The following is a 14,882-nucleotide window of genomic DNA, read 5'->3' as shown; positions in this document are numbered from 1 at the left end:
AAAACGACGGCGGCGCTGTTCAATGACTCTTCGAATCGCAATCAATGGTTTTGGCCGCATCGGCCGTAATGTCCTGCGCGCACTGTATACCCAAGGCTATCGTCAGGATTTGCAGATCGTCGCCATCAACGATCTGGGCGACAGCGCGATGAATGCGCACTTGCTCAAATACGATACCGTTCACGGCACGTTCGATGCTGAAGTTGCGCATGACAACGAGAGTCTGACCGTCAACGGTGACCGCATTTCGGTCAGCGCCATCCGCAACCCTGCCGAACTGCCGTGGGCTGCGGAAAAGATTGATGTGGTATTCGAATGCACCGGTCTGTTCACCGACCGGGCCAAAGCTGCCGCGCATATTACTGCCGGTGCGCGCAAAGTCATCATCTCGGCCCCGGCCAAAGGCGCCGATGCCACCGTTGTTTATGGTGTGAACCACGACATCCTGCGCCAGTCGCACCAGATCATTTCCAACGCATCGTGCACCACCAACTGCCTGGCCCCGGTGGCCCAGGTGCTGCACCGCGAACTGGGCATCGAAAGCGGTCTGATGACCACGATTCACGCCTACACCAATGACCAGAACCTGACCGACGTCTATCACACCGATCCGTACCGCGCCCGCTCCGCCACCCAGAACATGATCCCGAGCAAGACCGGTGCTGCCGAAGCTGTGGGCCTGGTGTTGCCGGAACTGGCAGGCAAGCTGACCGGCATGGCCGTGCGCGTGCCGGTGATCAATGTGTCGCTGGTTGACCTGACCGTACAATTGAAGCGCGAAGCCTCGGCCGATGAAGTGAACGCACTGATGAAAGCCGCGAGCCAGCATTCGAAAATCCTCGGCTACAACACCCTGCCGCTGGTATCGAGCGACTTCAACCACAACCCGCTGTCGTCGATCTTCGACGCCAACCACACCAAATCCAGCGGCAAACTGCTGAAAGTGCTGGCCTGGTACGACAACGAGTGGGGCTTCTCCAACCGCATGCTCGATAACTGCCTGGCGCTGTGCAACGCGGAATAAAACCGCTGCCGCCGATTTGAGAGCGGGTAAATAGCTTTACCAACCTTTGACAAATCAACACTTGACCACTCGGGCGGATGATAAGCATTATCATTCGCTCGAAATGGATCAGGTCCTCCCGTGAGTCAGTCGCAGTTCAATCACGTTTTCCTCGCCCAGCGCACTTCACTGCTGCGAACGCTGGAACGAATGGTCAACAACCACAGCACCGCCGAAGACCTGTTGCAGGAAACCTACCTGCGCGTCACCCGGGCGCTGAGCGAACGGGCCATCGATCACCTTGAACCCTTTGTCTTCCAGACCGCGCGCAACCTGGCGCTGGACCATTTGCGTGCGCGCAAGATTCATTCACGCACCATGGTCGACGACGTACCGCAGGACGTGGTGCACAGCGTCGCCGCCCCCGCCAGCAGCGCCGAAGACGCCGCCCACGCCGAACAATTGCTGGAGCGCCTGAACGTGAGCCTCGGTGAACTCAGCCCCCGTCAGCAGCAAATCTTCATCCTCAGCCGCTTGCACGGGCACAGCTATCAGGAGATCGCCGAAGAACTCAGCGTGTCCCTCAGCACGGTGCAGAAAGAACTCAAACTGATCATGACCATTTGCATCGGTGTCGCCGAGCGCCTGAACGGCGACTGACCAGGCCTTGTCCGTATTCGACAGGATCGACTGCACTGATCATCGGGCTTTGTTACCCTTGCCCGACTTTTACGCTTCACTAAAAAAACAGCCGTGCACAGACACTGCCGAGGAAACACCGTGACGGACACCCACCGCCCTCCTTCGCCCGATAAGGCGCAGGACGCCGCCAACGCAATGGACCAGGCTCTGGACTGGCTCATCGTGCTCGGCAGTCCGGACGAGGAGCAGACCCGGCAGTTTCATGCCTGGCTGGCGGCCGATCCGTTGAACGGCCAGGCGTTCGCCAAGGCCCAGGCGATCTGGGACGGCCCGCAGATCGCCCAGTGCGCGCAGAACCTCGCGGCCAAACCGAAGAAAGTCACCGTCCTCACACGTCTGCGTCCGCACTGGAAACCGCTGGCCACCGCCGCCGTGCTGGTGCTCGGTCTGTTCAGTTTCAGCAACCTGCCGATGCGTTTGCAGGCCGATCACCTGACCGTGGTCGGCGAGCGGCAACGCCTGCAGCTTGAGGACGGTTCGAAAGTCCTGCTCAACACCAATTCCGCCTTCTCCAGCACGATCAACGATCGGCAGCGGGTGGCGCGCCTGTATCAGGGCGAAGCATTTTTCGAGGTCCCGGCCAGCCACAGCCAGCCGCTGGAAATCGACGCCGGGCCGGTGAAGGCCAGCGTGCGCGACACCGCGTTCGCCGTGCGTTACCTGGACGGCGTGGCGCAGGTTCGGGTGCAGCGCGGCGATGTCGATCTGCGCGCAACCCGTGACGATGCCCGGGTGCGGCTGTCCGCCGGGGAAAGCATCCGTATCGGCCCGAATGGTTTCGACCGCCCGGCCAAGGTCGATGCCGCCACCGATCTGGCGTGGGTGCAGGGTCGGCTGATCTTCGAGAACTGCCCGCTGAACCGGGTGCTGGCCGAACTGCGCCGTTACTACCCGGGCTTCATCATCAATACCAACGAACAGTTGGCCGACGTCGCCGTCACCGGCAATTACCGTCTCGACCAACCACTGGACGTAGTTCGTTCGCTCGCTCACATCACCTCGGCCAAGCTTCAGGAATTCCCGGCGCTGGTGATTTTGAACTAAATGAGAATTATTTTTACTCGATAGCCAAAGCTCGTTCGTCTCGTTATAGCCAATGCAATTGATTCGCATCTCGCGATACCAATCAGCACCTATAAAGATTCGTGCGACACGGAGCGCTATCGATGTCCTCACGCCTTACCTGCCAGACTTCTTCCCCTTCCCGCGTGCTGTCGCTGCTGACCGCCGCCATCCTGATGGCCGGCACCGCGCCGCTGATGGCTGCCACCGAGCAACCGGCACGCAACATGGGCGATTACTCGTTCGCCATCGGCCAGCAACCGCTGGTGTCGGCGCTCAACGCGTTCACCGCCGTCACGGGCTGGCAGGTCGGCTTGCCGGCGGAACTGGGTCAAGGCGTGTCGTCGCCGGGCGTGCGCGGTTCGCTGCCACCGGAAAAAGCCCTGGAGCGCCTGTTGGTGGGGACCAACCTGAGCTTCCGCAAACTGAGCAACAACAACGTCGTGCTGGAAAAGCGCAACAACAGCGGCGCACTCAACCTCGATCAGGTGACCATCAGCGCCACCCGTCAGGAACAGTCGGTGAGCAGCGTGCCGGCCACCGTCACCGTGCAGACCCGTCAGGACCTGGACCGCAACAACGTCAACACCATCAAGGATCTGGTGCGCTACGAGCCGGGCGTCTCCGTCGGCGGCGCCGGCCAGCGCGGCGGGATCAGCGGCTACAACATTCGCGGCATCGACGGTGACCGCATCCTGACCCAGGTCGACGGTGTCGAAGTACCCGACGGCTTCTTCAACGGCCCGTACGCCAAGACCCAGCGCAACTACGTCGACCCGGAAATCGTCAAACGCGTCGAAATTCTCCGCGGTCCGGCCTCGGTGCTCTACGGCAGCAACGCCATCGGCGGCGCCGTCAGCTACTACACCCTCGACCCGGACGACATCATCAAGCCCGGCAAAGACGTCGGCGCCCGCCTGAAAACCGGCTACAGCTCCGCCGACGACAGCTGGCTGAAATCCGCCACCGTCGCCGGTCGCGCCGACCAGTTCGACGGCTTGCTGCACTACAGTCAGCGCGACGGTCATGAAACCGATTCCTACGGCAGCAACAACGGCACCGGTCTTGAGCGCACTGCCGCCAACCCGGAGGACGTGAAAGCCACCAACGTACTGGCCAAGATCGGCTGGAACTACAGCGAAGGTTCACGCCTGGGCCTGACCTACGAAAAGTACAAGGATGATCGCGACACCGATCAGAAAAGTGCCTACGGCGGCCCGTTCTTCAATGGTGCTCCGACGATCCCCAACAGCATGCTGCCCGGCGGCATGTATCAGTGGCGTACCGGCAACGACACCGTCACCCGCGAGCGTTTCGGCCTGGAGCACAGCTTCGCCCTCGACAGCCTGCTGGCCGATAACGTGAAGTGGAGCCTCAACCACCAGGTCGCCAAGACCGACCAGAGCACCGAAGAGTTCTACTACCCGATGACCCGTAAAGTGCTGCGTACCCGCGACACGATCTACGAGGAAAAACAATGGGTGTTCGATGCGCAACTGGACAAGGCATTCGCCATCGGTGACACCGATCACGTGCTGACCTTCGGCACCACGATCAAACAGCAGAAAGTCACCGGTTCGCGCAGCGGCGACGGCAAGTGCCTGGCAGTCGGTCGCGGCTGCACCGCCATCGGCGCCACCAGTGCGGCCGACGTGCTGAAAAAGTCCAGCGACTTCCCGGACCCGACCATCAACACCTACAGCCTGTTCGCCCAGGATCAGATCAGCTGGAACAACTGGACCTTCCTGCCAGGCCTGCGCTACGACTACACCCAGCTCAAGCCGCACATCACCCAGGAATTCCTCAACACCGTGGCTGCCGACGGCAAAGGCACGGTCAGCGACGAGAACAAGACCTGGCATAAAGTCTCGCCGAAATTCGGCCTGACCTACGCCCTGACCGAAAACTACACCTGGTACGGTCAGTACGCCGAAGGCTTCCGCACCCCGACCGCGAAAGCGCTGTACGGCCGCTTCGAGAACAGCACCACCGGCTACAACGTGGCACCGAACCCGAACCTGGAACCGGAAAAAAGCAAAAGCTATGAAACCGGTCTGCGCGGCAACTTCGAGCAAGGCTCGTTCGACGTGGCGGTGTTCTATAACAAGTACCGCGACTTCATCAACGAAGACGCCGTCACCCCGGGCTACAGCGAGCTGACCTTCCAGTCCAGCAACATCAAGCACGCCACCATCAAGGGTGCCGAAGTCAAAGGTCGCCTGAACCTGGATTCCTTCGGCGCGCCGCAAGGCCTGTACACCCAGGGTTCGATCTCCTACGCCTACGGACGCAACAACGACAACGGCGAGCCGTTGAACAGCGTCAATCCGCTGACCGGCGTATTCGGTCTGGGTTATGACCAGGACAACTACGGCGGCCTGCTGAGCTGGACCGTGGTGAAGAAAAAGGATCGCGTCGACGACAGCAACTTCAAGTCGCCGGACGGTGTCAGCAGCCAGTTCAAGTCGCCGGGCTTCGGCATTCTCGATCTGGCCGGTTATTACAAGGTCACCGACGACGTCACCGTCAGCGGCGGCATCTACAACCTGACCGACAAGAAGTACTGGTTGTGGGATGACGTGCGCGGTTACGACAGCGTCGGCGAAGCTTCGGTGACACAACCGGCCAACCTTGATCGCCTGACCCAGCCGGGTCGCAACTTCGCGATCAACCTGGTCTGGGATATCTGATCCGGCCAATCTCACGGCGCGTGTGCATTGCCGCGCCGTGAGGTTTTTTTACTGTCCGGCGCTTGCCCGTACGTCTCGTTATCAAGCGCCTCTTCTTTTCAAGGACATCTCATGAGCACCCCGGAAAAAGCCCTGCGTTCGCAACGCCTGAACCAGATCACCCACGAGCCGCACAGCAAGCTCGATGCGCTGGTCAAGGCGCACGCGCCGTTCGAGACTCGTGCCAATTTCGCCCGCTTCGTGGTTGCGCAGTACCTGTTCCAGTCGGAACTGGTCTCGCTGTACAACGATGCCGAACTGACCGCCATCGTCCCTGACCTGCCGGCCCGCTGCCGCGCCGAAGCGGCCAAGGCCGACCTCGCCGATCTCGACACCGAAGTGCCTGCCCCGGTGGCCGGCGCGGTGAAGAACCCGAGCAAGGCCCGCGCCCTGGGCTGGATCTTCGTGTCCGAAGGTTCCAAGCTCGGCGCTGCGTTCCTGATCAAACGCGCCGTTGCGCTGGAGCTGAGCGAAACCTTCGGCGCCCGTCACCTGGGCGAGCCTGAAGGCGGTCGCGCCGAAGGCTGGAAGAGCTTCGTGCGCACCCTCGACGCGCTGCAATTCAGTGCCGAAGAAGAAGCCGAAGTGGAGCAAGGCGCGATCGACGCGTTCAACCGCTTCACCGTGCTGCTGGAACAGGCTTACGCCACAGAAGCCGAGCTGGCCTGATCCCAAGCCCGACACAAAACCCTGGGGGAGCTGGCCAACCAGCTTCCACATGGGAATGGCGCCAGCCTGTAGAATCCCCGTTTCGCCTCACGCACCTCGAGCCCATGCCCCAACCCGCCTCCTCCCGACTCGCCCGCCTGCTGTTCGGCCTGCTCGCCTATGTCAGCCTCGGCATCGGTCTGATCGCCATCGTCGTGCCCGGCCTGCCGACCACCGAGTTCATCTTGCTCGCCGCCTGGGCTGCCACCCGCAGTTCGCCGCGCCTGAGCGCCTGGCTGGAAAACCATCGGCTGTTCGGCCCGATCCTGAGCAACTGGCGCAACGGCAAGATCATCGCCCGCAAGGCCAAGGTCAGCGCCACCGTCAGCATGCTGTTGTGCGCGACCCTGATGTGGGTGATGCTCGATCACGGCTGGCCGGTGTATCTGGCGATTGCCGGCATGACCATGGGCAATCTGTGGATCTGGTCTCGACCGGAAGCGTTGCCGAAGATTTCCTGATTTTTCCCTTCTTTTCAGGGCATTTGCCCGCGCAAACGTTTAGCCGTGACCGTTCGTCGGCTTGCACCTCATGCACCCTCGCCCCGCGCCGATGAGCATTGAATGGCGCTGAATGGATTTGGCGAGCCGGGCAACTCCGTGCCCCGTAGCCAACCGTTCATTCATTCGCGAGAACATCCCATGTTCGACTCTCTGTCCATTCGCCTGAAAATCGTCCTGCTGTCCGGCCTGTGCCTGCTCGGCGTGGTTGCGCTGATCGTCGGCATCAACCTCTACCAGACCAACCAGAACGACGAACTGGTCAGCGAGTCGAGCAGCAAGATGCTCACCGCCAGCGTGCAGAACCTGCTGCAAGCCAAGGCTGCCGAACAGGCGGTACAGGTGCAGAAGACCTTCGGCGAAAGCCTGCTGGTGATCACCGCACTGGCCGACCAGATCAAGGACATGCGCGTCATGGCCGCCAAGCGTTCGCTGGACGCCGGGGCGTTGCGCGAAGAGTTGAACCTGAGCCTGAAAACCGCGTTCGAGCGCAACAGCAAGGTGCTCGGCATCTGGCTGGCCTTCGAACCCAACGGCCTGGACGGCAAGGACAGCGAGTTCGTCAACGACGCGGCGCGCCAGTCCAACGAAGCCGGGCGCTTCGCCACCTACTGGAGCCGTGCCGCCGGTTCTGCGCTGAACACGATCATGGTCGAAGAAGACATGACCAAGACCACCCTCAGCGTCAGCGGCACGCCCTACAACAGTTGGTACACCTGCCCTCGCGACAATAAGCGCACCTGCCTGCTCGACCCGTACGCCGACACCGTGGGCGGCAAGGAAATGCTCATGACCACCATTTCAGTGCCGCTGCTGGTGGACGGCAAGGCCATTGGCGTGGTCGGCATCGACATCGCCCTCGACGCCCTGCAAGCAGCGTCCGTGGGTTCCCAGCGCGAACTGTTCAACGGTTCCGGGCACATGCTGATCGTCTCCGGCAGCGGCGTGCTCGGCGCCTACAGCACCGACGCGACCAAGGTCGGCAAAGGCATCGCCGAAACCCTTGGCGCCGAAGGCAAGGACATCCTGCAACTGCTGAGCGCCGGCACACCGAAGATTCTCGAACAGGGCGACCTGATCCGCGCCGTGTACCCGGTCGATCCGATCGGCAATTCCCGGGCCTGGGGCGTGGTCATCGACCTGCCGAAACAAGTGCTCCTGGCCGACTCGGTCAAGCTGCAAGCGGTGCTCGACGACGCTCAGCAAACCGGCATGATTACCGCGCTGTCGGTGGCCGTGATCGCCGGTCTGATCGGCCTGCTGCTGATCTGGCTCACCGCCTCCGGTGTGACCCGTCCGATCAACAGCGTTGCCGAAATGCTGAAGAACATCGCCAGCGGTGAAGGCGACCTGACCCAGCGTTTGAACTACACCAAGAAAGATGAACTGGGCGAACTGGTGAACTGGTTCAACCGCTTCCTCGACAAGCTGCAACCAACCATCGCCCAGATCAAACAGAGCATCACCGAAGCCCGTGGCACCGCCGATCAATCGTCGGAAATCGCCCGCCAGACCAGCGAAGGCATGCAGGTGCAGTTCCGCGAAATCGATCAGGTGGCCACCGCCTCCAACGAAATGAGCGCCACCGCCCACGACGTGGCCAACAGTGCTTCGAACGCTGCCAACGCGGCCAAAGGCGCCGATCAGTCGGCCAAGGACGGGATGTCGATCATCGAGCGCAGCACCCGCGACATCAATCAACTGGCCGACGAAGTCAGCAAAGCAGTGACCGAAGTCGAGGAACTGGCGGTCAACAGCGAGCAGATCGGTTCGGTGCTGGAAGTGATCCGCAGCATCGCCGAACAGACCAACCTGCTGGCGCTGAACGCTGCGATCGAAGCGGCCCGTGCCGGTGAAAGCGGCCGTGGATTCGCGGTGGTTGCCGACGAAGTGCGCAACCTGGCCAAGCGCACTCAGGATTCGGTGGAAGAAATCCGCGTGGTGATCGAACGCATCCAGACCGGCACCCGTGGCGTGGTCGCGACCATGCATTCGAGCCAGACCCAGGCCCACAACAACGCCGGGCAGATCCGCCAGGCCGTGGACGCCCTCGGCAAGATCAGCGATGCGGTGACCGTGATCAGCGACATGAACCTGCAAATCGCCAGCGCCGCCGAACAGCAAAGCGCCGTGGCCGAAGAGGTCAACCGCAACGTCTCGGCGATCCGCACTGTCACCGAGACCCTGACCGAACAGGCCACCGAATCGGCGGCGATCAGCAGCCAGTTGAATGCCCTGGCCAGTCAGCAGATGAAATTGATGGATCAGTTCCGCGTCTGACCTCCCTTCCCTGATCGTTCCCACGCTCCGCGTGGGAATGCAGCCCAGGACGCTCCGCGTCCCGCTCCTGAATTGGAACGCAGAGCATGGGAACGATCTCGTCATCTGTTCTATGATCAGGCCCTCTTCCGGAGGGCCTTCGATGACTGATCTGCTCACGTCCATTCAAGCCGCGCTCGGCTTGTCCCGCACGCCGATTCCGTTCACCGCCGAGGGCGCCCTGCCCTCCGCGTTTGCCGTCACTGACCTTGCCTGCGCGAGCATTGCCGCTGCCGGGCAGGCAGTCGCCGAACTGCTCCAGCAGCAAACCGGCGACTTGCCCGGTATTGAAGTCGATCGACGCCTCGCCTCGTTCTGGTTTGCCACTTCGCTACGGCCGATCGGCTGGGAAGTGCCACCGCTGTGGGATCCGGTCGCCGGCGACTACGCAACGAAGGACGGCTGGATCCGCCTGCACACCAACGCCCCGCATCACCGCGCCGCCGCCGAAAGCGTGCTGGGTGCCTGCGCCGACCGCACGGCGATGGCGGCGAAAGTCGCGCAATGGGCCAGTGCCGATCTGGAGCAAGCGGTGGTCGATGCCAAGGGCTGCGCCGCCGAAATGCGCAGTTGGGCGCAGTGGCAGAAGCATCCGCAAGGGCTGGCGGTGAATGCCGAGCCGCTGGTGCATTTCAGTGATGGGAAAGACGAAAGCCATCAACCCTGGCAAGGCTCGGTGGCACAGCCATTGGCCGGGCTCAAGGTGCTCGATCTGACTCGCGTACTGGCCGGCCCCACCGCCAGCCGCTTTCTCGCAGGGCTCGGCGCCAATGTCCTGCGCATCGACCCGCCGACCTGGAACGAGCCCGGCGTAGTGCCGGAAGTGACCCTCGGTAAACGCTGTGCGCGTCTGGATCTGCATGAGCCGGCAGATCGCGCGGTGTTTGAAAGCCTGCTCAAGGATGCTGACATTTTGCTGCACGGCTATCGCGCCGATGCGCTTGAGCATCTCGGTTTTGGCGCCGAACGTCGCCGGCAACTGGCGCCGGGGCTGATCGACGTCTGCCTCAACGCCTACGGCTGGAGCGGTCCGTGGCAGAACCGCCGGGGCTTCGACAGTCTGGTGCAGATGAGCAGCGGCATCGCAGAGGCCGGACAGCGCTGGAAGCAGGCGGACAAACCGACCCCGCTGCCGGTGCAGGCGCTGGATCATGCGACGGGGTATTTGATGGCGGCGAGTGCGATCAGGTTGCTGACTGAAGGGCTGCGCAGTGGTCGAGGTGGATCGGCGCGATTGTCGCTGGCGCGGACGGCGAAGTTGTTGATTGAACATGGGCCGGGGACGGACGAAGCGCTGCGTCCGGAAGATGAGCAGGATCAGAGCTTGCGGGTGGAACAGACGCCGTGGGGCCCCGCACATCGGCTTGAAGCCCCGCTGAAGATCAGCGGGACGCCTCTGCAGTGGGCTTTGCCGGCCACTGAGTTGGGATCGCATCAACCGCAGTGGCTCTGAGATTCGTGCATGGTTTGAGATCGCTGCCCTCACCCCAGCCCTCTCCCGGGGGGGAGAGGGAGCCGACCGAGTTGTCTGGCGCCATGCATCGACCTGAGAGATCGAGTCGATTTTGGATTCGATGCAGAACGTTCAAGTCGGTGTACTTCTCAAATATCCCCCAATCGGCTCCCTCTCCCTCCGGGAGAGGGCTGGGGTGAGGGCAGCGATCTCAAGCCGTACACCAAAACCTCAGTCGAATCGGCTCAAAGACGCCCACAAAACCTGCGCCGCATACCCCCGAAACGGCCGCCAGGCCTCTGCCCGAACAGACAACTCCCGCGCCGTCATCCGTTCCCCTTCCAGCACCTCCAACGCCCGCAGCAACCCCACATCGCCGGTCGGAAACCCGTCCATATCCCGCAACTGTCGCAAGGCAATGTACTGCGCCGTCCAGTCGCCAATCCCGTGCAGCGCCAGCAACCGCGCAGTCCCGGAGGCAAACAGCAACGGATCATCCAGCAACGCCTGCGCGACCCCGGACAAAGTGCGTCCGCGACTTTTCGGCATACCCAGCGTCGCCAGATCCGCGTTCGCCAGGACCACCGCGTCGGGAAACACATGGGTCAGCCCCGGCACTGCTGAACGCAACAGCTCGCCATACTGCGCCACCATTTTCCCCGCCAGCCGGATCGCCCCGACCACCGTAATCTGCTGCCCCAGCACTGCCCGAAACGCCAACTCCAGTCCGTCCCACGCGCCCGGTACCCGCAACCCCGGGCGTTCGGCAATCAATGGCGCCAGCAGCGGATCCGCCGCCAGATGGCGCTGCATCGTCGACAGATCCGCGTCCAGATCGAACAGCCGACGCAAGCGCGTGATGATCTCGGGCACCGCCGTCGCATCCGGAAAATCCAGCTCGACCTCCAGTGCATCGCCGTCACCGGGCCAGACCGAAACCGTGCCATGCACACCGTTCAAACCGATGCTGCGCGAATACACGCCATCGACCACGGTCTCCATCCCGACCACCGCCCGCGCCGCGAGAAACCCGAGCATCGCCGGCCAGTCGTAGGGCGCCTGGTATTCGAGCCGCAGCCTCACAACGACAGTACACCGCTGTACAACCCGTAGGCCGCAAGCCCGGCACCGGCGATGACACAGGTGAAAATCCCCTTCTCGATCGTGGTGAACAGCGGCTCGCCCTGCTCATGCTTGGCCTTGGCGAACAGAATCACCCCCGGCGCATACAACAGCGCTGACAGCAGCAAATATTTCACCCCGCCGGCGTACAGCAACCACACCGCGTAGCACAGGGCGATGCCGCCGATCAGCAGATCCTTGGTGCGTTCGGCCGAGGCATGTTCATAGGTTTCTCCCCGCCCGCTCAACAGCACCGCATAGGCCGCCGACCACAGGTACGGCACCAGAATCATCGACGATGCGAGATAGATCAGACTGGTGTAGGTGCCGGCGGAAAACAGCGTGATCAGCAGGAAAATCTGGATCATCACGTTGGTCAGCCACAGCGCGTTGACCGGCACATGGTTGGCGTTTTCCTTTTTCAGGAACTCCGGCATGGTCTTGTCCTTGGCGGTGGCGAAGAGGATTTCGGCGCACAACAGCGCCCAGGACAACAGCGCACCGAGCAATGAAATCGCCAGGCCGATGCTGATCGCCAGCGCGCCCCACGGCCCGACGATGTGTTCCAGCACCGCCGCCAGCGAAGGGTTCTGCAGGGTCGCCAGTTCCGGCTGGCTCATGATCCCCAGCGACAGCACGTTGACCAGCACCAGCAGCGCCAGCACGCCAATGAAACCGATCACCGTGGCCCGACCGACGTCCGCGCGTTTCTCGGCCCGCGCCGAATACACGCTGGCGCCTTCGATGCCGATGAACACGAACACCGTCACCAGCATCATGTTGCGCACCTGATCCATCACCCCGCCGAAGTTCGGGTTGCTGTGGCCCCAGATGTCGCGGGTAAAGATATCGGCCTTGAACGCCACGGCAGCGATGACGATGAACATGATCAGCGGCACGATCTTGGCCACGGTCGTCAGCTGGTTGATAAACGCCGCCTCCTTGATCCCGCGCATCACCAGAAAATGCACGGCCCACAGCAACACCGAAGCGCAACCAATTGCGATCGGCGTGTTGCCCTGACCGAACACCGGAAAGAAGTAGCCGAGGGTGCTGAACAGCAACACGAAATACCCGACGTTGCCCAGCCAGGCGCTGATCCAGTAGCCCCACGCCGACGAGAACCCCATGTAGTCGCCAAACCCGGCCTTGGCGTAGGCGTAGACACCGGAGTCCAGTTCCGGTTTGCGGTTGGCCAGGGTCTGGAACACGAACGCCAGGGTGAGCATGCCGATGGCCGTGATCCCCCAGCCGATCAGGATTGCCCCGGCATCGGCGCGAGCCGCCATGTTCTGCGGCAAAGAGAAAATCCCCCCGCCAATCATCGACCCCACCACCAGGGCGATCAGCGCGCCAAGGCGCAGCTTTTGCGTCGGTTGCGACATTCAAATCTCCTTGAAAGATGGGTGAGGTTTTTATTTGTAACAACTATTAACTAAACGGATAAAACTGACTGACGTTTATCAGGTAATGCCGATAAACGTCCGGTTATATATAGCCGATGACGCTAACGCCTAGCACGTTAAGACAGTTTTGTGCGCTGATCCTAATAAATCAATTCTGTACTGAAAACAGATGTGAAAAATTTGCCAAAAGTGGAAAAGCAACTAGCGTGATAACTCGAAAGTAATAGGATCCATTCCCAACCACATCGACCAAAGGCCTCTGGGACGGGCCTTCCAGACAATAGCTTTATGCCTGCAGCGGTTTCATAAGTCATTCATTAACAATGGAATGTGAGCATGCACTGATCTAAGTCAGCTGTTTGAAAAGCCAACAGAACTACGCTGTGAACTCTTCTCTCCTGCAATGGAGTCATGCAATGTCTGAAGCTCCCGGAAAACTACGGCTAGGTGCACTGGTTGCCCTGGTAGTCGGATCAATGATCGGTGGCGGGATATTCTCTTTGCCACAAAACATGGCAGCCAGCGCCGACGTCGGTGCCGTGCTGATCGGTTGGGCCATCACCGCTGTCGGTATGCTCACTCTCGCTTTTGTCTTCCAGACCCTCGCCAATCGCAAACCTGACCTGGACGGCGGTGTCTACGCCTACGCCAAGGCCGGTTTCGGCGACTACATGGGTTTTTCTTCGGCCTGGGGCTACTGGATCAGTGCCTGGCTGGGCAACGTCGGTTACTTCGTTCTGCTGTTCAGCACCCTCGGTTACTTCTTTCCGATTTTCGGTGAAGGCAACACCGTTGCTGCGGTGATCGGTGCGTCGGTTTTGCTGTGGGCGGTGCACTTCCTGGTGCTGCGCGGGATCAAGGAAGCGGCGTTCATCAACCTGGTGACCACCGTCGCCAAGGTCGTGCCGTTGCTGCTGTTCGTCCTGATCGCGATCTTCGCCTTCAAACTGGACATCTTCACCGCCGACATCTGGGGCGTTAAAAACCCGGATCTGGGCAGCGTGATGAACCAGGTGCGCAACATGATGCTGGTCACCGTGTGGGTGTTCATCGGCATCGAAGGCGCGAGCATCTTCTCGGCCCGGGCGGAAAAACGTTCGGACGTCGGCAAGGCCACCGTGATCGGTTTCATCACCGTGCTGCTGTTCCTGGTGCTGGTGAACGTGCTGTCGCTGGGCATCATGACCCAGCCGGAACTGGCCAAACTGCAAAACCCGTCGATGGCCGCCGTGCTGGAGCACGTGGTCGGTCACTGGGGGGCAGTGCTGATCAGCGTCGGCCTGATCATCTCGCTGCTGGGGGCGCTGCTGTCGTGGGTGTTGCTGTGCGCGGAGATCATGTTCGCCGCCGCCAAGGACCACACCATGCCGGAGTTCCTGCGCAAGGAGAACGCCAACCACGTGCCGGTCAACGCCCTGTGGCTGACCAACGCGATGGTGCAGTTGTTCCTGATCATCACCCTGTTCTCGGCCAGCACTTACCTGTCGCTGATCTACCTCGCCACTTCGATGATTCTGGTGCCGTACCTGTGGTCGGCGGCCTACGCCCTGCTGCTGGCGGTGCGTGGCGAAAGCTACGAAGGCTTCGCGGCCGAACGCCGCAAGGACCTGATCATCGGCGCCATCGCCCTGATCTATGCGGTCTGGCTGCTCTACGCCGGCGGCGTGAAGTACCTGCTGCTCTCGGCCCTGCTCTATGCGCCCGGCGCGATCCTGTTCGCCAAGGCCAAGCTGGAACTCAAACAACCGGTTTTCACCAACGTCGAGAAGCTGATTTTCGCCGCGGTGGTCGTGGGTGCCCTGGTGGCAGCCTACGGTCTCTACGACGGCTTCCTGACTCTGTAACCCCTGACTGATTTGTTATCTGGAGGATCACTGA

General features: G+C 61.5%; 11 protein-coding genes and 1 pseudogene. 10 read left to right on the top strand and 2 right to left on the bottom strand.

Going from position 1 to position 14,882, the window contains the following annotated elements; translation table 11 throughout:
• Nucleotides 1-22: 22 nt before the first annotated feature.
• The 9 genes and pseudogenes from gap to AC1RR7_RS17550 all read left to right on the top strand — a co-directional run bounded on the left by gap (nt 23) and on the right by AC1RR7_RS17550 (nt 10,476).
• Nucleotides 23-1,024 carry a type I glyceraldehyde-3-phosphate dehydrogenase gene (gene gap / locus AC1RR7_RS17590; protein ID WP_096818258.1) on the top strand — a complete coding sequence of 334 codons (1,002 nt, stop codon included), beginning with the start codon at nt 23-25 and terminating at the stop codon, nt 1,022-1,024.
• A gap of 120 nt (nt 1,025-1,144) precedes the next feature.
• Entirely contained in the window at nt 1,145-1,663 is a 519-nt protein-coding gene (locus tag AC1RR7_RS17585; protein ID WP_085709647.1) for an RNA polymerase sigma factor, read from the top strand.
• Between the two features lie 120 nt (nt 1,664-1,783).
• Nucleotides 1,784-2,749, top strand: coding sequence for a FecR family protein (locus tag AC1RR7_RS17580; protein ID WP_493158064.1), 966 nt, complete (start codon nt 1,784-1,786; stop codon nt 2,747-2,749).
• Between the two features lie 122 nt (nt 2,750-2,871).
• Nucleotides 2,872-5,457: a TonB-dependent receptor gene (locus AC1RR7_RS17575; RefSeq protein WP_493158063.1), complete on the top strand. Its 2,586-nt coding sequence runs from the start codon at nt 2,872-2,874 to the stop codon at nt 5,455-5,457.
• Nucleotides 5,458-5,568: 111 nt separating this feature from the next.
• A complete protein-coding gene (locus AC1RR7_RS17570) occupies nt 5,569-6,165 on the top strand; it encodes a biliverdin-producing heme oxygenase (protein ID WP_273538097.1) in 597 nt (198 codons plus the stop codon).
• A gap of 104 nt (nt 6,166-6,269) precedes the next feature.
• Nucleotides 6,270-6,665 (top strand): YbaN family protein, encoded by a 396-nt coding sequence (locus AC1RR7_RS17565; protein WP_493158062.1) that lies wholly within the window; start codon nt 6,270-6,272, stop codon nt 6,663-6,665.
• A gap of 102 nt (nt 6,666-6,767) precedes the next feature.
• Nucleotides 6,768-8,126, top strand: a pseudogene (locus AC1RR7_RS17560) (methyl-accepting chemotaxis protein); the annotation flags it as partial.
• A gap of 102 nt (nt 8,127-8,228) precedes the next feature.
• On the top strand, nt 8,229-8,984 hold the full coding sequence (locus tag AC1RR7_RS17555) for a methyl-accepting chemotaxis protein (RefSeq protein WP_371320921.1): 756 nt from the start codon (nt 8,229-8,231) through the stop codon (nt 8,982-8,984).
• A gap of 142 nt (nt 8,985-9,126) precedes the next feature.
• Nucleotides 9,127-10,476 (top strand): CoA transferase, encoded by a 1,350-nt coding sequence (locus tag AC1RR7_RS17550; protein ID WP_493158061.1) that lies wholly within the window; start codon nt 9,127-9,129, stop codon nt 10,474-10,476.
• 231 nt (nt 10,477-10,707) lie between these two features.
• On the opposite strand, the gene AC1RR7_RS17545 is transcribed toward AC1RR7_RS17550, so the two are convergent.
• Together AC1RR7_RS17545 and arcD (AC1RR7_RS17540) are read right to left on the bottom strand one after the other, a co-directional pair.
• Nucleotides 10,708-11,559, bottom strand: coding sequence for a DNA-3-methyladenine glycosylase family protein (locus AC1RR7_RS17545; protein WP_493158060.1), 852 nt, complete (start codon nt 11,557-11,559; stop codon nt 10,708-10,710).
• Nucleotides 11,556-12,983, bottom strand: coding sequence for an arginine-ornithine antiporter (gene arcD / locus AC1RR7_RS17540; RefSeq protein ID WP_493158059.1), 1,428 nt, complete (start codon nt 12,981-12,983; stop codon nt 11,556-11,558). The genes AC1RR7_RS17545 and arcD (AC1RR7_RS17540) overlap by 4 nt, the downstream gene beginning before the upstream one ends.
• 437 nt (nt 12,984-13,420) lie before the next feature.
• Between arcD (AC1RR7_RS17540) and arcD (AC1RR7_RS17535) the strand changes: the two genes are divergently transcribed.
• Nucleotides 13,421-14,848, top strand: coding sequence for an arginine-ornithine antiporter (gene arcD / locus AC1RR7_RS17535; RefSeq protein ID WP_064383741.1), 1,428 nt, complete (start codon nt 13,421-13,423; stop codon nt 14,846-14,848).
• Nucleotides 14,849-14,882: the final 34 nt, after the last annotated feature.

The organism is Pseudomonas sp. GW821-FHT11G12, assembly GCF_058808055.1.
The sequence above is the reverse complement of the archived record's forward strand: the minus strand, read 5'-3'. Positions and strand labels throughout refer to the sequence as shown.

Bases quoted from the DNA above. Each gene is read 5' to 3' on its own strand.
- gap (WP_096818258.1), top strand. From the start codon at position 23: ATGACTCTTCGAATCGCAATCAATGGTTTTGGCCGCATCGGCCGTAAT.
- AC1RR7_RS17575 (WP_493158063.1), top strand. From the start codon at position 2,872: ATGTCCTCACGCCTTACCTGCCAGACTTCTTCCCCTTCCCGCGTGCTG.
- AC1RR7_RS17570 (WP_273538097.1), top strand. From the start codon at position 5,569: ATGAGCACCCCGGAAAAAGCCCTGCGTTCGCAACGCCTGAACCAGATC.
- AC1RR7_RS17565 (WP_493158062.1), top strand. From the start codon at position 6,270: ATGCCCCAACCCGCCTCCTCCCGACTCGCCCGCCTGCTGTTCGGCCTG.
- AC1RR7_RS17555 (WP_371320921.1), top strand. From the start codon at position 8,229: ATGCAGGTGCAGTTCCGCGAAATCGATCAGGTGGCCACCGCCTCCAAC.
- AC1RR7_RS17550 (WP_493158061.1), top strand. From the start codon at position 9,127: ATGACTGATCTGCTCACGTCCATTCAAGCCGCGCTCGGCTTGTCCCGC.
- arcD (WP_493158059.1), bottom strand. From the start codon at position 12,983: ATGTCGCAACCGACGCAAAAGCTGCGCCTTGGCGCGCTGATCGCCCTG.
- arcD (WP_064383741.1), top strand. From the start codon at position 13,421: ATGTCTGAAGCTCCCGGAAAACTACGGCTAGGTGCACTGGTTGCCCTG.